Consider the following 21149-nt stretch of genomic DNA (forward strand, 5'->3'; position numbering starts at 1 on the left):
TGGCGTCGCAGGCTTGCAGCATGGTTACGCAGCAGTCGGCAAAGCAGGACCTCACTGAGATCGGCGCCCGCCCGATTCCCGAGTTCGACGGCGTCCACGACGTCTGGCCGCGCGGCGAACGGTTGCAGGCGGTGCGCGCGGCCGCCGCGGCGTACAAGACCCGGTTCAAGAGCCAGGGCCAGGTGCACGCCGTGAAGTCCGTCGACATCGCGGCAGCGCCGTACCCGGTCAAGTATGCGTTCCACGACGCTGTATCGATGCCGAGCCTGCCCCTGATCTCGATGATCAACCGAATGATCATCGTGCAGTACGACGACTGGAGAGGAAGCCCACGCACGTTGCTCTTCGAGCCTACGGTGCCCGACGGGTCGGCCGAGGCTCCCTTCTATCGCAACCTTCAGAAGCTGATGGGAAGGGTGCCGGGGGGCAAGCTCATCGAAAAGGTGGTGCTCAAGTACTACAACGAGCCGGCCAACGGACTGGCCCAGGTCGGGCTGTCCGCCGGTGACATCGACTTCTGCACGTTCGACCACCTCCACGTGCAGGACCCGAGGATGATCCTCGGCTCGACCGAGGTGATCGCGGGCGAGGCCGGGCCTCGCCGACCGCTCTTCGGCGACGCCAGGATGTTGGTGCACAGCCGGGAGCTCGCCACGTTGCAGTCGCTGCACCCGATGCAATGGGCGTGGTACGTCGACGGTGGACTTGACGGCGTCGACCCTGCCAGGTTCGTCACCTTCGACGGCGATATCGAACTCGGTCCGGGCATCGCGCTGCTGTGGACGCCGGGCCACACGGACGGAAACCACTCGCTCGCGATCAATACCGCCGACGGCGTCTGGGTCTCCTCGGAGAACGGCGTCGCGCTGGACAACTGGCAGCCTGAGCTCTCGAAGATTCCCGGTGTCCGGCGCTACCACGAGGACTTCGGCCGGGAGGTCTGCCCCAACGCCAACACCCTCGAGGACTCCCTCGACCAGTACGACTCCATGGTCAAGGAGAAGACACTCGCTGACCCCTGCGTGCGCGACCCGCGTTGGCTGCAGATCCTCCCCTCGAGCGAACTGGCGCCGTGGAAGCGGTTCTGGCCCGTCGTGCCGACCTTCTTCCACGGTGGCATCGAGTACGGCGAGATCCGGGCTGGGCTGCGATGAACCCCGTACTCGCCGGCGCCGTCGTCACAGGAGCCGGCCGCGGACTAGGCAAGCAGATCGCCGAACTGCTCGTCTCCCGGGGCCACACCGTGCTTGTCACCGACATTGACGCAGAAGCGGCCAAGGCAACCGCGGCGGAACTGGGTACGCGTTCCTTCGCCCGGGTCGTGGACGTGCGTGACCATGCCCAGGTCGAGGCAGCCCGAGACGAGATCGTCGACCGGGCAGGCCGACTCGACACCTGGGTCAACAACGCCGGCGTCCTTGCCACCGGCCCGGCGTGGGAGCAGGATCCCGCCGTGCGCAGGCTCATGCTCGAGGTCAATGCCCTCGGTACCATCAACGGCACCGTGGCAGCGATCGACGCGATGCGCGGCTCCGGCGGGGGCCACATCGTCAACATCGTCTCGCTCGCGGGCCTTACCGCGGTCACCGGCGAGGCCGTCTACTGCGGTTCCAAGCACGCCGCGATGGGATTCAGCCTGAGCACGATGGCGGACCTGCGGGCCGCGAACATCAAGGACATCAACATCTCCTGCGTCTGCCCCGACGGCATCTGGACCCCGATGCTGCACGACAAGCTCGACGACCCCGGCTCGGCCATGTCCTTCTCCGGCAAGCTGTTGTACCCCGAGGAGGTAGTCAAGGCGATCGGCAAGGTGCTCGACAAGCCGCACCTCGTCGCGCCCGTACCGAGGTGGCGTGGCCTGGCAGCCCGACTCGCCGACGCCGTGCCGGCGCTCGGCCTCGCCGCCACGCCGCTCGTGGTCGCGCAAGGCCGCCGGGTACAGCAAAAACTGCTGGCCAGCGGCGGGCCCGCACCTAATGGGATGCGACGAGCTCGCCGTCGATCTGCACGCTCGGCGTAAGGTCCGGTCGACGCGCCTGTAGCTCGTGTGCCGCCAGAGCACAGCGGCGTACCGGCCCGGAAACCATGGTGGCCACGAAGTCCGGTCGAGGCCGCCGTGTTCAGCGTTTGCCCTCCACGTTGAGCTCTGCGATCGAGGCCCACCTCTGGCTGCTCAGCTCGGAAAGCGCCACCACCTTGACGAAGCGGGCCTCCACCTGCGGGAAGGTGGCGCGCTGGGCGGGCCTGGCCGAGGTGAACCGACCGGTGGTAGCTGGTTCGCCCCAACTCTGGCCATCCAGGCTGGTGTAGATGGCGTAATCGCCGACCAGTCCGTTGCTGCCGGTAGCTCGGCGGAGGTACTGGATCCCGCTGATCGGCTGGGTGCCGCCCAAGTCGACGGTGACGTGGTGCGGGTAGCCCGGGTCGGGGTCCGTTGTCGACCACTGGGTGTGCCAGATCGAGGCCGGGTCACCGTCGAGGATGTTGGCTGCGCGGCCGTTCTCGCCGAGTACCTCCTCGCTGTTGACCTCCGCGATGCTCATTCGGCTCTGGTCGAGCAGGCCGACGGTGACCGTGAATGCCTGCGAGGTGGTTCCTCTGTCTGTACGCAGGGTCGCGGTGATCGGGTACTCACCCGGCACAGTGCCGGCCGGTACCGAGATGGTCGCGCGCGCCCTTGATGGCTGCCCGGGCATGAGGCGGTCCGAGGCGGCGTCGCGGACGCTCCAGCCGTCGGGGGTCGAGAGCGTGAGCTCCGGACGGGGGACGGTCAGGCCGGACTGGTTGTCGATGGCAATCGGCACGGTCACCTGGCCGCCGGCGTCTACGGCGACGTCATCGATGGTCATGGGAGCGCAGATACCGTCGAGCCAGGCGAGGTTGAAGTTGGCGTACCGGATTCCGGAACCGGGTTCGTACAGCAACCCGTAGGTGCCGTCGGCAAGGGCGGTGAGGGTCGAGTAGGACATGGAGCCGGGCCGGAAGACCTTGGAAACCGGCCACGTCCGGCCGTCGTCGCAGGACAGCCGGATGGTCCCGTTGGCGCGCGCGGTCTGGCTGCCTGCGTTGGAGAAGAGCAGCACCTTGGCCCGGGCCGAGCCCTTGGGCGCGTCCGGGTAGGCGCGGATGATCGAGGCGTTGTTCGTCGGGTCGGGAAGTTGCCTGTCGATCGTGACAGGCCCGTAGGTCTGACCGCCGTCGGTCGAGACGGCGACCTTGCGGTACCCGCTGCGCTGCGAGTCCCGGCTGTTGAGCATGACCCGCCCGTCCGAGAGCTCGACGGTCTTGTTCTCGTCCATGCCGGTGCCGACGGCCTCGCCTGCTCGCCAGGTCTCACCGTGGTCGTCGCTGAACACGCTGACGGCCTGGAACGTACCCGCGGCATTGATGATCGTGTACTGCTGGATCAGTCGCCCGGCGTGCGGGCCGTAGCGGAGCTGGATACCCTCGCCGGACGCGGCGAACCGGCTGCGCCAGCCCGGATCTGGCGTGATCGCCGCCGTGATCGTCCGATGGGTCCAGGTGTGGCCGTCATCGGTGGACCTGGCCACGTTGGCATGCAGCACGTTCGGGTCCGCTGGATCGGTGCCCGGCCTGCTGCCCAGGAAGCCCTGATTCTGTGAGTACACGTGGAAGTTGAAGATCGCGCCGGTCTGCCGGTCGACGAGGTAGCTCGGGTCCGAGTAGCCCTTGATCGGCTGCGTGGTCTTGCCGGCGGCGACGACGGTCTGGTCGCCCCAGGTTCGCCCGCCATCGGTGCTGCGGCGCTGCAGGATGGAGTTCGGCCCAGGGGCGTCGATCGCAGTAGGCCGCCCGTCGTAGGAGGCCAGCAGATCTCCGTTCGGCGTGGTTGTCAGCGCGGGGATGCGATAGTTCGGGAAACCGCCCTGGCCGTTGACCGCGAGGTTCTGCTCGGCATACAGGGGAGCGCCGCCGTCGGGGATGGGCACCCCACCGGTGGCTGACGCGCCGGTTGCCGTGGCGAGGCCGATCGCGACGACGACTGGTGGCAGGAGGGCGCGAGCGCGCCGGAATCTTGTCATGCCTGAACCTTTCCTGAGGGCGACCTCGTCGCCGATTGACCCGGGCGGGGATGTCTGGCTACTGGATGTTGGCAGTGGCAATGGCAGTGGCGAACCAGCCGGTGATGGTCGTGGGGTGGGTGATGGCGGTGCCGACGACAACCGTCCACGCCCCTGCGTTGATGGCAGCAGCCGCCTGCTGGGGGGTGTGGATGCGCCCCTCGGCGACGACCGGTACGTCGACCGCTGCCGCCAGCTTGGCGACCAGGTCCAGGTCCGGCCCGCTGCCCTTCGTCGTGTACGCGGTGTAGCCGGCGAGCGTCGTACCGACCAGGTCGGCTCCGCTCGCTGCTGCGGCGATGCCTTCTTCGAGGGTGGCGCAGTCGGCCATCACCAGTGCGCCGGTGAACTCGTGGATACCCCTGATCACTTCGGCGAGCGACAGTCCGTCCGGCCGTGACCGGGCGGTCCCATCGATGGCAACGATGTGCGCGCCTGCCTTCGCAACGGCCAGGGCATGCTCGAGCGTGGGGGTGATGAAGACGTCATCGTCGCCGTCCTTCCACAGGCCTATCAGCGGTAGGTCGACGACGGCGCGGATCGCTGCGATGTCGTCGAGCCCCTGTGCTCGGATGCCGGCGGCGCCTCCGAGCGACGCCGCCTGGGCGACCCGGCACATCGTGTCGGGATTGCGCATCGGCTCACCAGGGTAGGCCTGGCAGGACACCACGAGCCCTCCGCGAATAGCATCGAGCAACTCGGTCACCTCAGGGCTCCCCAGGCGAGCTCGGCCGCTCCGACCAAGGCTGCGTCGATGCCCAGCGCGGCTGGCAGGACCGGTACGTCGATCAGCGACAGCAGGGTCTCGCGCCGCATCTCGGTGCGCAAAGCGCTCCACCAGACCTCACCGAGCATGCTGACGCCACCACCCACGACGACGATGTGTGGGTCGAGGACGTTCACCAGCCCTCCGATCGCGGAGCCGACAGCAGCACCTCCGAGGGCGATCGTGTCGAGGGCGATGGAGTCGCCCTGTCCAGCCAGTGCGGACACGGCGCGCAGGTCGGCAACGGCTGCCCCAGAACGACGCTGATACTCGGCTACCAGAGCGGGTCCGGCAGCGATGGATTCAAGGTGCCCTGAACCGCCGCAGGTGCACCGGAGCTTCGCGGCGTACGGGCTCGGCTGGTGACCAGCGTGTCCGGCGGCGCTGTGGGCACCGGTCATCACCTCACCGTCGATGACGAACGATCCGCCGATCCCGGTACCCGCCCCCAGGAACAGGACTGTGGGCGCGCCGGCGCCCGCCCCGTGTCTGGCTTCGCCGATGGCGTGAGCGTGCACGTCATTGATCACCGTCGTCGGGAGTTCTGTCGCGGTGGTCAGCGCGCCGCGCAGGTCTGTGCCGGCCCAACCACGGAGTACCTCGGTGGCGCCGAGCACTCGTCCGGTGCCGGCATCGACGACGCCGGCACTACCCACGCCGAGTGCCCGCACGGTGAGGGCAGCCGACTCTGCTCGCAGGTGCTGGAGGAGCGCAGCCGCGGTTCGCAGGATCGCCGCGGCGCCTTCGCCGCCGGGGGTGCGCGTGCTGGTCCGGGTGACGATCTCGCCTGCGCGAGTGACGAGGGCAGCCGCGGTCTTGGTACCGCCGATATCGACCGCGGCGACCGTTTCAGTGACTTGCATTGCTAGAGGAGTCCCGCCTGCTCCAGGTGCGTGCGCACGCGGCCGGTCTCCTCCGCGTCAAGCGGTCGCAGGGGAAGGGAGACCGCGTTGCTGTCGATTACGCCGAGCAGCACTAGTGCCGTCTTGAACGCGCCAACTCCCCGAGTGGCGCCTGCGGCGGTCGCCGGATCCGCGGCGTCGACGATGCGGAACAGGCGAGTCAGCCGATCCTGTTCGACCCGGGCGGTAGCCCAATCGCCTGCGACGCAGGCGTTGTAGAGCCGCACATAGCCGGCTGGATCGACGTTGGCCAGACCGGGCACCGCACCGGATGCTCCGGCGAGCATCATCGCGTCGACGACAATCTCGTGGCCGGTGAGGGCACTGAAGCTCGCCTCGGGGGCGTTGTCCGCCACCGACAGCAGTAGTTGCTTGAATGCGACGTCGTCGCCGCTCGAGTCCTTGACGCCGGCGACGACACCTTCGGCGACGAGCCGCGTGACGAGGTCCACCGACAGCTTGGTGTGCACACACACCGGAATGTCGTAGGCGAGCAGCGGTAGCTCGGTCGCCGTCGCCACGGACCGGAAGTGTCGTTCGGTCTCGTGCGGTCCGACGATCGCGTAGAACGGCGCTGTGGTCACGAGCGCGTCGGCGCCCAGGCGCAGGGAAGAACGGGCGCGGTCGATGACGCGCTGCGTCGACGGTTCGATGCACCCGGCGATGACCGGGACCTTGCCGGCGACGGTCTTGACGATGACCTCGAGAGCGCGGTCGCGTTCCGCATCGGTGAGGAAGACTGTCTCGCCCGAGCTGCCCAGAGCGAAGATGCCGTGGACGCCGGCCGCGAGCTGATGCTCGATCAGGCGCTCGAGTGAGGCGACGTCGACACCGCCGTCCTCGTCGAGGGGGGTGACGATCGGCGGCACGATGCCGGCGAACCGGGCGGTGGGGCTGGTCACGCTGTCTCCTTCGGTCCTGCAGAAATGGTCTGAACATCGGTGCCAACCCGAACGGGCTGGTTCAGTTGGGCGGAGCGATAGGCGGCCTCGGTCACGGCGAGGCTGGTGTGCGCGTCGGCCAGGGAGTAGTTGGGCTGTCGTCCGGCGGCCAGGTCGAGGATGCAGGGGACGAGGAACCGGCGCAGGATTGCGACGGAGCTGGGGCCTTCCACAGGCATGGACTGAACCCCGCCTTCGGTGTCGTACCTGCGAACCTGCGGGAAGTCGTCGTCCGCGGTGGCATGCCCGTGGGAACCCAGCAGGCGCAGGGACGAGGAAACTGGGCCAAGGCCGGGCGCGGCCGGCACCCGTCCCAAGGTGACCGTCGCAGTGACGCCGCGCTCGAGCAGGAGGGACACCACAGCGCAGTCCTCCACGCCGCTGGCTCGATGCGGCTCGTTGAACAGGGTTGCCGCCTCGCAGTAGATCTCAACGACCTCGAGCCCGGTCAGGTGGCGGATGTAGTCCAGCGGGTAGAGCAGAAAGTTGAGGAGCTCTCCGCCCCCGGACAACGCGGGGTCGACAACCAGTTCCGGGCGCTCCACCGATGTCGCGAAGTGCGCGCCGCCGGCGAACCACTCGGCGTCGATGTGCAGGGGGAGACCGAGGTGTCCGGCATCGACCCACCGACGCAGCCGCTGCACGGCGGGACTGTCCAACCGGTTGACGATGCCCACTGGGCGCCCGGCGAGGGCTGCCGCCTGCTGGATCGTCTCGACCTCTTTACTGGTGGTGGCCACGGGTTTGTCGACGAGCACCGGCAACCCGGCTTCCAGCGCGGCGACCGCCAGCGAAGCATGCCGGGTCGGCTCGCTGCAGACCACCAGTACGTCGACCAACTCCGGATCGAGGAGGGAGGGCAGGTCCTGGTGGAACCGCACGCCCATCGACCGGGCGGCAGCCTCCGAATCCTCGCGCACCCATGCAGGGGCGTCGTACCCCTCAGCCACCCCGACGATCTCGACCCGGGCGTCCTTCCCGAGCAGGTCGGCGTACGGGAGGGCGTGGCGGACACCGGACAGGAAGCCCACGCGTACCGGTTGCGGCGCGGTCACAGTGTCACCACCAGCGGCGAGGGAGCGACGTCCACTGCCCGCCCGGTATCCAGGGATTCCTGGCCGGCCAGGCCTGCGGCGAGTGCCGCACGCACTTCATCGACACGTACCACCGGCTCGGCTCGACCGGTGATGACGTCGATCCAGTGGGCCAGCTGGACGTTCATGGCCCCCTCGACCGAGCTGGGCGCCGGTCGGGCGCCGTCACTGGTAAGGCCTGGATCGTCTTGAGTCGAGTGGGCCAGCGACCCCCCGGTGCCGGAGACGACGATGCGTCGCAGCATGTCGGCCTGCTTGCGCAGAGCGTAGGAGATCTCCAGAAGCGCCAGCGAGTCGTCGTCGAACCGAACGGTCAGGTGGAAGCTGTCGTGCACCGGCATCCCCGCGGCGTAGCTCGGAAAGCTCCGGGCGAAGACTCTCACCGGGGTGCGTTGGAAGAGCCACACCGCCAGATCCAGGCAGTGGCTGCCGTTGTGGACCGGGTGTCCTCCGGACTTGGCCCGGTCGAGCTGCCAGCCGCGCCAGCCCGCCGGCCAGACGTAGCCCGTGTACCAAGTGATGTGCGCCAGGCGTGGTCGGCCAACCTCGCCGGCTTCGACCGCTTTGGCGACGGTGGCCACCGATGGTTGGAAGCGCACGGTCTGGCCGACCATCAAAGACGTGCCTGCGGTTGCCGAGACCATGGCATCGAAGTCGGCCAAGTTGAGCGCAGCGGGCTTCTCCACGTGGACGTGCTTGCCCGCCTCTCCCGCCCGGAGCGTGAATGCTGCGTGATCAGGAGTCGCGTTGACGATGTCCACGCCATGCACCGACGGATCGCCCAGCACACGGTCGAGCTCGGTGGTGGCGACAGCGCCAGGCGCCAGGCCGGCAAGGCTCTGTGCGCGGGCGAGGTCTGAGCCGTAGACATAGGCGATCTCGACACCGGGAACTTCGCGGAGCGCGGTGACGTGATCCTTTGCGATGGCCCCCGAGCCCAGCACCGCAACACGCAGACTCATCGTCCGCCGCCCGCGTCAACCGTGGCGTCCGCCTGCGCGGGGCCGGCCGTTGACCGCACCCTGTCCAGGGCCGCAAGCCCAGCCAGTACTGCGGCAGCCGGCAGGTCAGCGAGAACGCCTGCACCTTCCCTCAGGTGCGAGACCACCTCGTCGAGCTCGTGACGCACAGCAGTGGCCATCCAGAGTGGAGTGGTAGCAGCTGCGTCGTTGTGGCTGTGGTAGGCCTGTCGCTTCTCGGCTGACTCGCGAAGGGACTCGTTGGCGGCGGTAGCGTCGAACACATCCCAGCTGTCGGTCACTCGTCCGTCCTCGAATCGGCGGACCCGCGACGTCTTGAAGTCGACCTCGATCGCGGCCTCGGTACCTCCGATCCGGAACCCCCAAGCGGAAGCGTGCGCCGAGGTCGACAGCTCGTGGTGTCCCACCGCTCCCGAGCGGAACCCCAGGGTGGTGAGGTGGACGGTGTCGGCCGACCCGGTTCCGAGGGGGAGTGGGGCTCCAGCAACGGCCTCGACGCGGTCGGGCTCGCCGAGGAACCAGCAGATGAGGTCGAGTTCGTGGAGTTCGTGGAGCATTTCACCACCGCTTCGGGCGCTGTCGAGCTTCCACCAGTCAGTCACTCCGTCGGGGACGTGCACCACCCGGGACCGCACGCCGTACGCCTCGAGCAGCTGCCCGAGTTGGCCGGAGCTGGCCATGGCATGCGCTCTCTTCACGCCTGGAAGAGTGCGGAGAACGTGTCCGACAAGGAGCAGCCGCTGATGCTCGGCAGCCGTGACCACCATTGCCCTGGCGTCCTCGGCGTCGATGGTCAGCGGCTTCTCCACGAACACGTGCTTGCCCGCCTGAAGCAGCCGCATCACCTGTTCGGCGTGGAGATGGTTCGGCGTCGCCACCATGGCCAGCTCGACCTCTGCCGAGCGCTCGACCTCGGCCAGGTCAGTCGTCGGCGTACCGCCGACGTCTTTGGCGAGTCTGGCCGCGGCCTCACCGTCCCGGTCACAGACGAGGACCACCTCGAGGGCGGCGTGGTCCGCCGCGGCGCGGGCGAGGGTGCTGCCGAAGAATCCGGCACCGATAACGGCGATGCGAAGAGGACGCGCAGTCATTAGTGGTCCTTGGAGGTCGGGGGTGGGAGGGTCAGCCGAGAGGTTCCTCAGGGGCGTCGCCCTCGGTGAGTTGGTGATGGCAGCGGACCGTGTGCAGCGGTGTTATGGACAGCGTGTCGACCGCGGGCATTCGCTCCGCGCACAGCGAGGTCGCCTTCCAGCACCGTGGGTGGAAAGGGCACCCTGTCGGCGGGTGGACCGCGGACGGCACCGGCCCGTCGAGGGGAATCGGGTGGATCTCGTCCAGCATGCTCGGAGTCGCCGAGAACAGCGCCCGGGTGTAGGGATGGCGGATGCTCTCGGAGCCGCTCTGCCCAGGCAGTTCCTCGACGATGCGACCGAGGTACATGGTGACGACCCGGTCGCTCATCCGGCGGACAGTCTGGATGTCGTGCGAGATGAAGATCATCGCAAGGTTCAGGTCGTCCTTCAGCTTGAGCAGCAGGTTGAGGACCTGGGCCCGGACCGAGACGTCGAGCGCGGAGGTCGGCTCATCCGCGACGAGCAGCGACGGGTTGAGTGCCAGAGCCCTGGCGATGGCGACCCGCTGGCGTTGGCCACCGGAGAGCTGGGCGGGCAGCGCGTCGGCCGAACTGGTGGGCAACCCGACGAGTTGCATGAGCTCGCGCACTCGCATGTCTCGCGATGCGCTGTCACCGACACCGTGGACGGTCAGCGGGTCACGGATGATCTGGCGCACGGGCATGCGCCGGTTGAGAGCGGTGGACGGGTCCTGGAAGATCATCCCGACCTCGCTGCCGAATCCGCTGCGGCGCTCGTCCGGGGACATGCTCCACAGGGACCGGCCGTTGAACAGAACCTCGCCGGCAGACGGCTGCTGGAGGCCGACGACGGTGCGGGCCAGAGTCGACTTGCCGCAGCCGGACTCCCCGACGATGCCGACCGTCTCGCCCGCGTCGACTACGAGGTCGGCGCCGGTGAGGGCGTAGACGGTGTCCTTTGCGAAGAGCTTCGCCCCGTTGATTCGGTGCCGGACGTGCACGTCGCGCAGTTCGAGGACTGGCACACCAGGGCGGATGTCGCGGGTCAGGAGGTCGTCGGCGGTCATGCTACTCACGCGAATGCCCTTTCAGCTTCGGTTCCTGCCGGCGCCTGAGCGGGGTGGTGGCAGGCCACCAGGTGGTCGGCGACCCGGAGCACCGGTGGCGGGGTGTCCCGGCACAGGTCTGTCGCCATCGGGCAGCGGTCTGAGAATCTGCAGCCTCGGGGAAAGCTCGCCGGAGACGGGACGACGCCATGGATCTGCATGAGGTTCTGCTGGCCGGTCTCGAGAGACAGAACGGCGGACAGCAGGCCCCGGGTGTAGTGGTGCTCGGGACTGCCGACGACCTTGTCGATCGAGCCGCTCTCGGCGATCCGCCCGCCGTACATGACCACTACGCGATCGGCGATGTCCGAGATCAGCGCCAAGTCGTGGGAGACGAGGATGAGCGCGAAGCCCAACTCGTCCTTGAGTCGAAGCAGGAGCTTCATGACCTGTGCCTGGACGGTCACGTCGAGGGCCGTGGTGGGTTCGTCGGCGACGACGAGCTTGGGGTCGCGGGACAGGGCCATGGCGATGAGTACCCGTTGGCGCTGGCCGCCTGACAGCTCGTGCGGGTAAGCCTTGAGCGTTCGCTGCGGGTCGAGGTTCACCAGCTCCAGCAACTCCATCGCGGAGCGGTTGCCACCGCGGCGTACGAACTGGCCGAGCTGCTGACGGATGGTCATGGCGGGGTTCAGGGAGGACAGTGCGTCCTGGTAGATCATCGAGATGCCCCGGCCCATGGTCTGGCGACGGGCGCGCGCCTTCATCTCGAGCAACTGAGCCCCTTGGAAGACCACCTGGCCGCCGACCACGGCGCCCCTGGGCTCCAGTCCCATCACGGCCAGCGAAGTCAGCGACTTGCCGCAGCCGGACTCGCCGATCAGGCCGAGGACCTCACCCGGCCGGACGTCGAAGCTGATGCCGTCGACGACGTTGACCCCGTCGTGCCTGCCCGGGAAAGAGACGGTGAGATCGCGGACCGCGAGAACCGGCTCGACACCGGAGAAGTCGCGCAATCGCGCTCTGATCCGGGCGGCGGCGGCGCTGGTGTCCGGCAGGTCGAAGGTCTGGCGAACGCCCTCGACCGGCCCCGCCTCCCGGGCCAACGCGGTCTTCGCGGCCTTGGCTGCGGAAACGGACTTCGCGGATGGCGCTGCGAGGGCGTCGGAGATCCCTTCGGACAAGATATTGAGTGCCACCACCGTGAGGAAGATGAGAGCCCCGGGGAAGACCGTAGCCCACCATCCGCCGAGCAGGAGTAGTTGCTTGCCCTCCGCGATGACGTTGCCCCAGGAGGCATCCGGCTGCTGGACTCCCGCGCCGATGAACGATAGCGAGGCCTCGAACACGATGGCGTCCGCGACGAGGACCGTGCAGAACACCAGCACCGGCGCTGCGCAGTTGACGGCCACGTGGCGGATCAGGATGAAGGGGGCCCGGGCTCCGATGATCTGCTCGGCCGCCACGTAGTCCTCGCTGTACTGGGCCAGGACGTTGGCTCGCACGATGCGAGCGACCATGGGCATGTAGAGAAAGCCGATGGCGGCAGTGAGGACCGGCAGGGAGCGGCCGAAGACAGCGACCAGTACGGCCGCGAGAGCGATGCCGGGGAAGGCCATCACGACGTCGAGGATGCGCATGATGAGCTCGTCGACGACTCGGTGGGTCGTTGCCGCGATCGCTCCGATCAGTGAGCCGAAGACCAGGGCCAGAGCGGTGGCGCCGAGCCCGATGGCCAGGGACCAGCGGGCCCCGTGGACGAGGCGGGCCAGAATGTCGCGTCCTTGGATGTCCAGGCCGAGCAGGTGCCCGTCGCCGGGCGCCTTGTCCGCGGCCACCGACTGGGCGTTGGGGTCGGTGCCGAGCAGGAACGGTCCGAGCACAGCCATGAGCAGGACAGCGGCGACCACGACGAGGGAGATCCAGCCTGCCAGGGTGAGGCGCCCCAGTCGTAGCCCGGGCCGGGACAGGCGTTCGGTCAACTGCTTCCTCATGCGTGCTGGCTCCTCAGTCGCGGATTGGCAAGGAGGGAGAGGACGTCGACCGTCAGATTGACCACGACGAACCCGAGAGCGATGGTCAGAACCGCGCCCTGCACGATGGCGGGCTCGTTGTTCTTGACGGCCTCGATCATCACCTGGCCCATGCCCGGGAGGTTGAACATCTGCTCGATGACGACGGCGCCACCCATCAGGTAGCCGATCCTCAGCCCAAGCACGTTGAGCGGATTGATCAGCGCGTTGCGCAAGACGTTGCGCCCGACAACGACCACCGGTGGCAACCCACCTCCCCGAGCGGTCCGCACATAGTCACGGTCGAGTTCCTCGACCATCGAGGTGCGGATGATTCGCGTCATCTGGGCGGCGATGGGCATCGCCAGCGAGATCGCCGGCAGCGTCATGGTCAGGATCCACCCGGACAGGGAGTCGCCCGGGTTGACATACCGGCCGGACGGGAAGACCGGATTGTCGATGGCCAGCCACTGGACTAGCAGAAGGGCCACCCAGAAGGACGGGGCCGCCACACCGACGAGTGTCACCACCCGGATCAGCTGATCCGGCCAGCCATCGCGGAAGATGGCCGACACCGTGCCGAGAACGAGAGCGACCACCAGAGCAAGGAGCAGACCCAGGAACGTCAGCTGCAGGGTCAGCGGCAGGGAAGTGGAGATCAGTGACATGACGCTCTGGCCGGTGGCGAGACTGCTACCGAGTTCGCCGTGCACGAGCAGGCCCAGGAAAGCCACATACCGAACGAAGAACGGCCGATCCAGACCATGCTCCTGGCGGAACTGGTCCAGCTGCTCCGGCGACACCGGCGCGTCAGCGAAGACCGCGACGGCCGGATCGGTCTTGGAGAACTGCATCACCGTGAACACGAACAAGGTGATGCCCAGCACCAGCGGGACCAGGGAGCCCAGCCGGCGACCGAGCAAGCGCAGGACGATGGTCACGCGCGGTCTCCTTCCAACAGATCATCGACGGTCAATGCAGTGGCCCCAGAGAGACTGGCGCGTCCGCACTCGCGGCGCGCCAGTCGACAGGTCAGGCGGTGCGCTTGACCTGGAGCATGTTGACGCCCGGGATGTCCAGCGCCTGCACGCCATCCAGCTTCTTTGGGTCCCAAGCGGTGAAGAGTTGCATGTGCATGACCGGGTAGATGACCGCCTCGTCGGCGATCGTGTCCATAGCCTTGTTGATCAGCTCTTTGTGCTTGGCCTCGTCGCTCTCCTTGAGCGCGGCGTCGAGTTGGTCGTCCAGCACCCTGTACTCAGGGCTGGTTCCCCACTTGTTCCACGGCAGGAATGGGGTGGAGGTCGAATAGAACCAGCGGATGTTCAGGTCGGCGTCCGCCCCGAACTGGTTGGGATTGCCGGAGAAGGTCAGAGCGTCAGCCGGCTCACCGGCGGCCACGGCCGTGTTGAACGCCGCGGTCTCGCGGACGTCGAGTGATGTCTTGACGCCGATCGCCTCCCAGGACTCCTTGATCGCGTTCACGGCCACGGCCGTCCAGGAGATGTTGGTCGACATCAGCCGCACGCTGAGGTTGCTCACGCCCGCCTGGGCGAGGAGCGCCTTGGCCTTGCCCAGGTCGTACTCGTACTGTGTCGCGGCGCGGTGGTAATCCGGGCTTGCCTCGTGCAGGAAGCCAGTGGACGGGGTCCCCTTGCCCGCGATCGAGACGTCGATGAGCTTCTTGGCGTTGATCGCCAGGCGCAGAGCCTGACGAACCCGCTTGTCGTTGAACGGCTTCCTGCTCGTGTTGAACGCGAGCCCGAGCAGGTTCATGCTGTCGGCTCCCTCGACAGTCAGTCCCTTGCCCTTGAGGGTTTCGATGTTGGCCTGCGGGATGTTGTCGGAGATCTGTACTCCGGAGACACCCGACGTCAGCAGCGCGAGCCGTGCGGCGGCGTCGACGGACACGTTCCACTGCATCGTTTTGAAGGCCGGCTTGACCGGCCCGTTGTAGCCGGCATGGGCCTCGAACTTGGTGAAGGACGTGTCCTGATGCCCGGCCACCTTGAACGGACCGGACCCCACGGCGTTCTTGCCGGACGAGAGGAACTCGCCGGCCTGCCCCTCGAAGTGGTGCTTGGGGAGGATCTTGATGATCGAGAAACGCTGGGTGGCGGCCCGGAACGGGAACTTCAGCGAGATCTTGACGGTGGATTCGTCAACCTTGGTGATCCCTGCCAGCCAGGACGCGAAGAAGGCGTTCGTCAGGACCTTCTTGTCGGTGGCGAGCACCCGGTTGAACGAGAAGACCACGTCGTCCGCCGTCACCGGCTTGCCGTCGTGCCAGGTTGCGCCCTCGCGCAGTTTCACCGTCCACTCAGTGGCGGCCGCGTCCACCGGTAGCTCGGCAGCGAGGGCTGCATAGGGCTCACGGCTGCGGGGCCTGGCATCCCAGAGCGATTCGTAGACGTGGTTGTGGGCGGCCATCGCGAAGGCCGATCCCGTGTTGTGCGGGTCCCAACTGCTGTTGTTGTTGTAGCCAATGGCGACATCGAGGTTGTCCACACCCTTGCCCGACCCCTGGCCGGCGCCGCTGCTTGACGCGGGACCGCCGCAGGCACCGATCGTCGCGGTCAGCGCGGCAGCGAGGGACAGGCCACCGGTGACCTGCAGAAAGCTGCGACGGCTGTAGCTGCGCAGGTTGCGTGCGCTCGCCTCACCTGAGTACTTCGAGCTCATTTGCGGACCTCCGGGGTGTTTCGAGGACAGGACGTGTCCTCTTGGTCAAGTTTAAAGGAGACTTCATCTGACATCAGACGTCTTATGCCATTGCGCTGACTGTGCCACAGCCGATCGCGGGAAGGCAAGGAGTGAATTGAAGAAAGCTGGCGCACCAGGGCAGGCTGGGGGACCATGGGAAACCGGTCGCTCAGAGTGACCCTTGAGGGTCGCGGCTGACGGGCGTGGCTGCTGAGGCGACCATCGGATATGGTGGTCGTATGACGTCTGACATCCGCCGGTGGATGAGCGAACAGACGCATCGAGGAGGGACACGGCGGATGCCTGTTTTCGAGACGACGACACCTCCTGCCAACGGCCGCTCAGGTGCCCGCCGCCAAGAAGTGATTGTGGGCATCAAGGAGTACATCCTGCGCAACCAGCTCAAGCCTGGGGACCCGTTGCCGACTGAATCCGAGCTCTGCGAGGCAATCGGCGCCAGCCGCAGCAGCGTCCGCGAGGCGGTCAAGACGCTGAGCGCGCTGGACATCGTCGAGGTTCGTCATGGACATGGCACCTACGTCGGTGGCCTGTCGCTGACGGCGCTGGTCGAGAGCCTGGCGTTCCGGGGGCTGCTGAGCGGCGAGGCCGACCACCACGTGCTCGAGCAGGTCGTGGAGGTGCGCGAGACGATCGAGCAGGGGCTGGCCGCCCAGATCACCGCCGGCCTCGACGACGGTCAGCTAGATGCGCTGCGCGCGCTGGCGACGGGAATGTGCGAATCAGCCGCCCGAGGTGAGGACTTCCTCGACCTGGACCGGCAGTTCCACCTTCTGCTCATGGAGCCACTCGGCAACGATCTCATCGAGCAGCTCACCGCAGCATTCTGGGAGGTACAGGCGATTGTCGCCCCCACCCTCGGCCAGAGCCCGCCGGACCTCAGGGAGACCGCCCGGCTGCACGTCGCCCTCGCCGAGGCTGCGGCAGCCCGCGACACGCAAGCGCTGCAGGTCGCTGTGACCAATCACTACCTGCCAATCCGAGGTCTCATCCAAGCCGCCAAGGCAGCAAAGGCATCCTGAGAACCCGACCCACCGCGACCGACGAGCCGAAACCTCAACCCCACCAGGCCTGATCGCGTTGACCTGCAAACGAGATCCACCGCCTGTTCAACACACTCTTCGTCGAGCCGATACAAGACCTGCGACACCGGCTGCACTGGTCGACCTAGAGACGCCGACACCACCCCGAACGCCGTCGAGACCTTGCCCACCGGCTGATTCACGCGAGCGGAGCTTTCGTTGCAAGTTGCCGGCGTTTGCGGAGTTGGAGCGGGAGGTGACGACCGGGATGTGCCGGGGTCGTCGATTGGGCCGCTTGCTATGCGGGTTCGAGGCGGACGCAGCAGTGGCGGGGCTGTGGTCTGAGGTGGGCTTGCAGTTTGGTGCTCAGGCCGGCCAGCAGTCCGCTGATGAGGCACAGGTTCATTTCGCAGACCAGGTCGGCGTGCTGCTGGGCGAGGGTGTGGAACGGACAGTTGCCGAGGACGATCGCGTCTTCGTCGGTGCGGGGTTCGAAGCCTTGCGCCTCGAGGATGCGCATCACGGTCTCGGGCCCGGCTTCCGTAGTACCGGCGTCTCTGGCTGTCGCGGCGAGTTGGTTGCCGAGTTGGCGGGCGTGGCGGTCGAGCGCTTCACGCGGCGATTCTCCGGTGGCCTCGGCGTCTTCGATGGCGGCGGCCAATAGGCGGCCGGCCAGGTCGTACCGGTGTTCTGGCAGGGATACCTCGACATGGTTCTCCGAGCGGCGGTACAGCTTCGATGGCCGGCCGGCGCCGGGGCCGGAGCGGCCGGTGCGGCGCTCGAAGACGACGTCCAGTAGGCCCTCGTCGGCCAGCCGATCGAGGTGGAATGCCGCCGTGGCGCGCGGCAGGCCCAGGGCAGTGGCCGCTTCGTCCCGGGTGACCGCGGCTGCTTGGCGTACGACGTGGTCGTAGAGGCGCCGCCGCGTTGGTTCGTCCAACGTGGCGACCGCCAAGATCCGCGCTTCCCTGCTGGTGTCCACGACAACCAGTCTAAAGCTAACTCCCATTGACTAAAACCCCACCTCCTTCTAAAGTCAAAGTATATCTACTTTAGAAGGAGTGGGAGCTATGACGACTGAGGTGCCGAGCAACCGCACACCGAGCCGGGAGGCGTTGTCCGACCCGGCCTACCAGGCCTTCCTGGTCCTGCGAACAGTCTTCACGGTGGCGCCGATCGCCTTCGGCCTGGACAAGTTCGCCAACCTGCTCGCCGACTGGCCGGGCTACCTGGCCCCCTGGATCAACGACATCGTCCCCGGCTCCGGCCAAGACGCGATGTACGCCATCGGCATCGTCGAGATCGTCGCCGGCATCGCAGTCGCCCTGATCCCCCGCTACGGCGCCCTGATCGTCGCCGCCTGGCTCGCAGGCATCATCCTCAACCTACTCACACTCTCAGGCTTCTACGACATCGCACTCCGCGACTTCGGACTCCTGGTCGCCGCCCTGGCCCTGTCCCGACTCGCCACCAAGTACGCGCCGGCACGCCACAGCTCCTGAGGCTGGGAAGGACCAACCGCATGACCGTCTCAGTACCGGACCGATTCGCGCAGCACTGCTGAAGCATCAGCGGCTCGGACCCGGCCGGCGAGCACCTCGCCGAGACGCCGCGGCGGGTGGCCAGGTCGTATGCCGAGTTGCTCACGCCACCTGCGTTCGAGTTCACCAGCTTCCCCAACGACGAAGGCTATGACGAGCTGGTGCTGGCCAGAAGCATCCCAGTGAACTCGCTGTGCGCGAACACCACCTGCTTCCGTTCCATGGCGTCGCCCATGTGGGTTACCTGCCGGGGAATCGGATCCTGGGCCTGTCGAAGCTGGCGCGGGTCGTCGAGCTCTTCGCCCGGGATCTGCAGGTCCAGGAGCGGTTGACCAAACAGGTCGCCGTCTGGCTGCAGGAGAACCTGGCGCCCAAGGGTGTCGGTGTGGTGATCGAGGCGGAGCACCTGTGCATCCGGCCCTGAACAGACTTAACCCGGCGCCGTCAGCATCTGCTCTGCCTAGCTACGTCCCGAGATTTCATCACTGGAAAGGTGATCATGAACAAGGAACCCACCTACGTCATCGTCGGCGCGAGCCTGGCGGGCGCGACGGCGGCCCAGACACTGCGAGAGCTTGGCTTCGCCGGCCGGATCGTTCTCATCGGCGACGAGACCGAGCACCCTTACGAGCGGCCTCCGTTGTCCAAGGGCTACCTGCTGGGCAAGGACGAACGAGCGAAGATCTACGTACACGAGGAAAACTGGTACGCCGAGCATGCGGTGGAGTTGCTGCTCGGTCGACGCGTGACGTTGCTGGACCGCGCCGCCCACGAGGTGGAACTCGACACCGGCGGACGGATCGGCTACGCGAAGTTGCTGCTGGCTACAGGGGCGTCTCCGCGTCACCTCCGGCTGCCGGGCGCGGACCTCGAGGGCGTGCACTACCTGCGGCGAGTAGAAGATTCCGACCGGTTGCGCGAGACCATCCGCGCCGGCGGCCGGATCGTCGTCGTGGGCGGCGGCTGGATCGGCCTGGAGACCGCCGCAGCGGCCCGTGAGTCCGGTTGCGTCGTGACCGTGATCGATCCGCGGCCGGCACCGCTGATCGCGGCCCTCGGGAGCGAGATGGGCGCGTTCTTCGCCGGACTGCACCTGCGCCACGGCGTCGATCTGCGGTTGAGTCACACTGTGACCGAGTTCCAGGGGACCGACCGTGTGACCGGCGTCCTGACCGATGACGGCAGCGAGTTCGCGGCGGACGCGGTCATCGTGGGGATCGGCGCAATCCCGAACACCGACCTCGCCGAACGGGCAGATTTGAGCTGCGACAACGGGATCGTCGTCAACGAGATGCTGTGCACGCAAGACCCCGACGTCTTTGCAGTAGGCGACGTCGCGAATTCGTACCGCCCCTTCTACAGCGGGCATCTGCGGACCGAGCACTGGGCCAACGCGCTGCACGGCGCGCCGGTCGCGGCCCAGGCGATGCTCGGCCAGCGAGTCGCCTACGACAAACTTCCTTACTTCTTCACCGACCAGTACGACGTCGGGATGGAGTTCTCCGGCTGGATCGGCCCGGATGGCTACGATCGGCTCGTCACCCGCGGCGACGTCGATGGACAGGCATTCCACGCATTCTGGCTGGCCGACGACCGGGTAGTGGCGGGCATGCAGGTCAACCTCTGGGACGACGGCATCGCGCCCGTCGAGGAGCTGATCCGCAGCCGGCAACCAGTCGACCCCGATCGCCTCGCGGACACCTCGGTGCCTCTAGCCGCGCACGTCATGGCCTAGCGGCGGCTAGTCACCCCGCCATCAGGATGCCGATCCCCAGCGCAGCCAAGGCGAGCACCTTGGCGGCCTCGAGGGCGACGTAGTAAAGGTGCAGGGTCGAGCGGGGCGGGTTGTCACCGCCGAGAACGCGGTCGGTACGCCGGTTGAGACGGGGCCGGATGACGATGAGCTGTCCAGCCAGGATGACGAGGGTCGCCGCGGTGAGAGCCGCTACGGAGCCGGTCGGCCGTCCCATGACGATGGCCGAGAGCGTCACTACCGCCAAAGCGACCTCGGCGCGGTTGAGCGCGCGAAACACGATGCGGCCGATGCCGAGCCCGATGGGAATGTCGACCCCGGGCGCGCGGAATTTGAGCGGCGTCTCCAGGAAGGAGATCGCGAGCACCATGCCGAGCCAGACGAAGACGACGGCGGTTGCTACGGCGGCTGGTGCGGCGTTCAACTGTTCCTCCTGGGATCCGTGATGCTGCATCCGCGATCAGGTGACGGTCGGTTCCGGCGCGCGACACATCCTTCAGACCGCCGTGGTTTGGGCGGGGTTGCCTTGCTCAGCGGGCAGAGGGCGGCGACGATCACGAGTTCTGATGATGGCTTTCACGAGTTCTCCGACCATCAGGATGCTCGTTCCGACCGCCGCACAGGCGAGCCATTGACCCAAGGCGAGGTCGGTGGTGGTGAAGAATCCATGCAGGGCGTCTGTCTCGACGATAAGGGTGAGCAGGGCGATCACGGAGATGGTTGCGATGAATGCCGTGTGGTTGGCCAAGGTCTCCCGACTGAAGATGGTTCTGGTGTCGTGTCGCACGTTGAGCAGGTTGAAGATCTGGAAGAACACGAACGTGACGAAGCCCATCGTTCCGGCTGCCATCACAGCACTGGTCAGCAAGATCCGGACTAGCCGCTGACGGGTCAGGATCGGTTCGTGGGCTGGGCGGGGTGGGCGATTCATCGCGTTCTGGCTGACCGGGTCGACTCCGAGGGACGTCGCTGGTGGGCCGGCACAGGCCGCCGGAGTCCAGCGCGTCGGCCTTGGCGACCTTGGCTCCCAGCGTCTCGACTTCGACGCCGGCGCCGTACGAGCGGGCCAAGCCGATGACCTCGTGGCCCTTCGAGGTGAGCAGTGGCACCAGCCGACGGCCGATGACGCCGGTTGCACCGGCGATGAAGACGCGCATGGTTCCTCCTGGAAAGAGTCGGGTCCCGTCGTCGAG

18 protein-coding genes and 4 pseudogenes are annotated in these 21149 nt (G+C 67.2%); 7 read left to right on the top strand and 15 right to left on the bottom strand.

Annotated features, from left to right (window positions below; genetic code table 11):
* Window positions 1-20 precede the first annotated feature (20 nt).
* On the top strand, window positions 21-1154 hold the full coding sequence (locus A3ES_RS0123470; RefSeq protein WP_157630704.1) for an MBL fold metallo-hydrolase: 1134 nt from the start codon (window positions 21-23) through the stop codon (window positions 1152-1154).
* Entirely contained in the window at window positions 1151-2023 is an 873-nt protein-coding gene (locus A3ES_RS0123475) for an SDR family oxidoreductase (protein WP_020389290.1), read from the top strand. The genes A3ES_RS0123470 and A3ES_RS0123475 overlap by 4 nt, the downstream gene beginning before the upstream one ends.
* Window positions 2024-2123: 100 nt before the next feature.
* On the opposite strand, the pseudogene A3ES_RS48125 reads toward A3ES_RS0123475, so the two are convergent.
* From A3ES_RS48125 to A3ES_RS0123530, 11 genes and pseudogenes are all read right to left on the bottom strand, one after another.
* A pseudogene (locus tag A3ES_RS48125) lies at window positions 2124-3911 on the bottom strand (discoidin domain-containing protein); the annotation flags it as partial.
* Window positions 3912-4104: 193 nt separating this feature from the next.
* Complete coding sequence (locus tag A3ES_RS0123485; protein WP_020389292.1) at window positions 4105-4791, bottom strand: N-acetylmannosamine-6-phosphate 2-epimerase; 687 nt, start codon at window positions 4789-4791, stop codon at window positions 4105-4107.
* Window positions 4788-5714, bottom strand: a complete 927-nt coding sequence (locus tag A3ES_RS0123490) for an ROK family protein (protein WP_020389293.1) — start codon at window positions 5712-5714, stop codon at window positions 4788-4790. The genes A3ES_RS0123485 and A3ES_RS0123490 overlap by 4 nt, the downstream gene beginning before the upstream one ends.
* A gap of 2 nt (window positions 5715-5716) precedes the next feature.
* On the bottom strand, window positions 5717-6655 hold the full coding sequence (locus A3ES_RS0123495) for a dihydrodipicolinate synthase family protein (RefSeq protein ID WP_020389294.1): 939 nt from the start codon (window positions 6653-6655) through the stop codon (window positions 5717-5719).
* Window positions 6652-7749: a Gfo/Idh/MocA family protein gene (locus A3ES_RS0123500; RefSeq protein ID WP_020389295.1), complete on the bottom strand. Its 1098-nt coding sequence runs from the start codon at window positions 7747-7749 to the stop codon at window positions 6652-6654. The genes A3ES_RS0123495 and A3ES_RS0123500 overlap by 4 nt, the downstream gene beginning before the upstream one ends.
* Window positions 7746-8750 (bottom strand): Gfo/Idh/MocA family protein, encoded by a 1005-nt coding sequence (locus A3ES_RS0123505; protein WP_026163133.1) that lies wholly within the window; start codon window positions 8748-8750, stop codon window positions 7746-7748. The genes A3ES_RS0123500 and A3ES_RS0123505 overlap by 4 nt, the downstream gene beginning before the upstream one ends.
* The gene (locus tag A3ES_RS48130; protein ID WP_020389297.1) at window positions 8747-9859 is read right to left on the bottom strand and encodes a Gfo/Idh/MocA family protein; all 1113 of its coding nucleotides are present in this window, start codon (window positions 9857-9859) and stop codon (window positions 8747-8749) included. The genes A3ES_RS0123505 and A3ES_RS48130 overlap by 4 nt, the downstream gene beginning before the upstream one ends.
* Window positions 9860-9890: 31 nt before the next feature.
* The gene (locus tag A3ES_RS0123515; RefSeq protein WP_020389298.1) at window positions 9891-10928 is read right to left on the bottom strand and encodes an oligopeptide/dipeptide ABC transporter ATP-binding protein; all 1038 of its coding nucleotides are present in this window, start codon (window positions 10926-10928) and stop codon (window positions 9891-9893) included.
* Between the two features lie 5 nt (window positions 10929-10933).
* Window positions 10934-12901: a dipeptide/oligopeptide/nickel ABC transporter permease/ATP-binding protein gene (locus A3ES_RS0123520; protein WP_020389299.1), complete on the bottom strand. Its 1968-nt coding sequence runs from the start codon at window positions 12899-12901 to the stop codon at window positions 10934-10936.
* Window positions 12898-13860, bottom strand: coding sequence for an ABC transporter permease (locus A3ES_RS0123525; RefSeq protein WP_020389300.1), 963 nt, complete (start codon window positions 13858-13860; stop codon window positions 12898-12900). The genes A3ES_RS0123520 and A3ES_RS0123525 overlap by 4 nt, the downstream gene beginning before the upstream one ends.
* A 91-nt stretch (window positions 13861-13951) precedes the next feature.
* On the bottom strand, window positions 13952-15601 hold the full coding sequence (locus A3ES_RS0123530; RefSeq protein ID WP_020389301.1) for an ABC transporter substrate-binding protein: 1650 nt from the start codon (window positions 15599-15601) through the stop codon (window positions 13952-13954).
* A 320-nt stretch (window positions 15602-15921) separates the two neighbouring features.
* On the opposite strand from A3ES_RS0123530, the gene A3ES_RS0123535 reads away from it, so the two are divergent.
* Window positions 15922-16662 (top strand): FadR/GntR family transcriptional regulator, encoded by a 741-nt coding sequence (locus tag A3ES_RS0123535; RefSeq protein WP_020389302.1) that lies wholly within the window; start codon window positions 15922-15924, stop codon window positions 16660-16662.
* Window positions 16663-16960: 298 nt separating this feature from the next.
* Here the strand turns inward: A3ES_RS0123535 and A3ES_RS0123540 are convergent, their stop codons facing one another.
* Window positions 16961-17644: a helix-turn-helix transcriptional regulator gene (locus A3ES_RS0123540; RefSeq protein ID WP_020389303.1), complete on the bottom strand. Its 684-nt coding sequence runs from the start codon at window positions 17642-17644 to the stop codon at window positions 16961-16963.
* A gap of 88 nt (window positions 17645-17732) precedes the next feature.
* On the opposite strand from A3ES_RS0123540, the gene A3ES_RS0123545 reads away from it, so the two are divergent.
* From A3ES_RS0123545 to A3ES_RS0123555, 4 genes and pseudogenes are all read left to right on the top strand, one after another.
* Window positions 17733-18164 carry a DoxX family membrane protein gene (locus tag A3ES_RS0123545; protein ID WP_020389304.1) on the top strand — a complete coding sequence of 144 codons (432 nt, stop codon included), beginning with the start codon at window positions 17733-17735 and terminating at the stop codon, window positions 18162-18164.
* A 116-nt stretch (window positions 18165-18280) separates the two neighbouring features.
* Window positions 18281-18337, top strand: a pseudogene (locus A3ES_RS57450) (hypothetical protein); the annotation flags it as partial.
* 59 nt (window positions 18338-18396) lie between these two features.
* Window positions 18397-18627 carry a GTP cyclohydrolase I gene (locus A3ES_RS57455; RefSeq protein ID WP_475008819.1) on the top strand — a complete coding sequence of 77 codons (231 nt, stop codon included), beginning with the start codon at window positions 18397-18399 and terminating at the stop codon, window positions 18625-18627.
* 75 nt (window positions 18628-18702) lie between these two features.
* Window positions 18703-19938 carry an NAD(P)/FAD-dependent oxidoreductase gene (locus tag A3ES_RS0123555; RefSeq protein WP_020389305.1) on the top strand — a complete coding sequence of 412 codons (1236 nt, stop codon included), beginning with the start codon at window positions 18703-18705 and terminating at the stop codon, window positions 19936-19938.
* Between the two features lie 10 nt (window positions 19939-19948).
* Here the strand turns inward: A3ES_RS0123555 and A3ES_RS0123560 are convergent, their stop codons facing one another.
* From A3ES_RS0123560 to A3ES_RS56200, 3 genes and pseudogenes are all read right to left on the bottom strand, one after another.
* Window positions 19949-20380, bottom strand: coding sequence for a hypothetical protein (locus A3ES_RS0123560; RefSeq protein ID WP_026163136.1), 432 nt, complete (start codon window positions 20378-20380; stop codon window positions 19949-19951).
* A gap of 72 nt (window positions 20381-20452) precedes the next feature.
* A pseudogene (locus A3ES_RS0123565) lies at window positions 20453-20926 on the bottom strand (cation transporting ATPase C-terminal domain-containing protein); the annotation flags it as partial.
* 34 nt (window positions 20927-20960) lie between these two features.
* Window positions 20961-21113: pseudogene (locus tag A3ES_RS56200) on the bottom strand (NAD-dependent epimerase/dehydratase family protein); the annotation flags it as partial.
* Window positions 21114-21149 lie beyond the last annotated feature (36 nt).

Origin of the sequence: Kribbella catacumbae DSM 19601 (assembly GCF_000372465.1) — a bacterium.
GTDB lineage: Bacteria > Actinomycetota > Actinomycetes > Propionibacteriales > Kribbellaceae > Kribbella > Kribbella catacumbae.

Bases quoted from the DNA above. Each gene is read 5' to 3' on its own strand.
- A3ES_RS0123470 (WP_157630704.1), top strand. From the start codon at position 21: ATGGTTACGCAGCAGTCGGCAAAGCAGGACCTCACTGAGATCGGCGCC.
- A3ES_RS0123475 (WP_020389290.1), top strand. From the start codon at position 1,151: ATGAACCCCGTACTCGCCGGCGCCGTCGTCACAGGAGCCGGCCGCGGA.
- A3ES_RS0123490 (WP_020389293.1), bottom strand. From the start codon at position 5,714: ATGCAAGTCACTGAAACGGTCGCCGCGGTCGATATCGGCGGTACCAAG.
- A3ES_RS0123505 (WP_026163133.1), bottom strand. From the start codon at position 8,750: ATGAGTCTGCGTGTTGCGGTGCTGGGCTCGGGGGCCATCGCAAAGGAT.
- A3ES_RS48130 (WP_020389297.1), bottom strand. From the start codon at position 9,859: ATGACTGCGCGTCCTCTTCGCATCGCCGTTATCGGTGCCGGATTCTTC.
- A3ES_RS0123515 (WP_020389298.1), bottom strand. From the start codon at position 10,928: ATGACCGCCGACGACCTCCTGACCCGCGACATCCGCCCTGGTGTGCCA.
- A3ES_RS0123520 (WP_020389299.1), bottom strand. From the start codon at position 12,901: ATGAGGAAGCAGTTGACCGAACGCCTGTCCCGGCCCGGGCTACGACTG.
- A3ES_RS0123530 (WP_020389301.1), bottom strand. From the start codon at position 15,601: ATGAGCTCGAAGTACTCAGGTGAGGCGAGCGCACGCAACCTGCGCAGC.
- A3ES_RS0123535 (WP_020389302.1), top strand. From the start codon at position 15,922: ATGCCTGTTTTCGAGACGACGACACCTCCTGCCAACGGCCGCTCAGGT.
- A3ES_RS0123545 (WP_020389304.1), top strand. From the start codon at position 17,733: ATGACGACTGAGGTGCCGAGCAACCGCACACCGAGCCGGGAGGCGTTG.
- A3ES_RS0123555 (WP_020389305.1), top strand. From the start codon at position 18,703: ATGAACAAGGAACCCACCTACGTCATCGTCGGCGCGAGCCTGGCGGGC.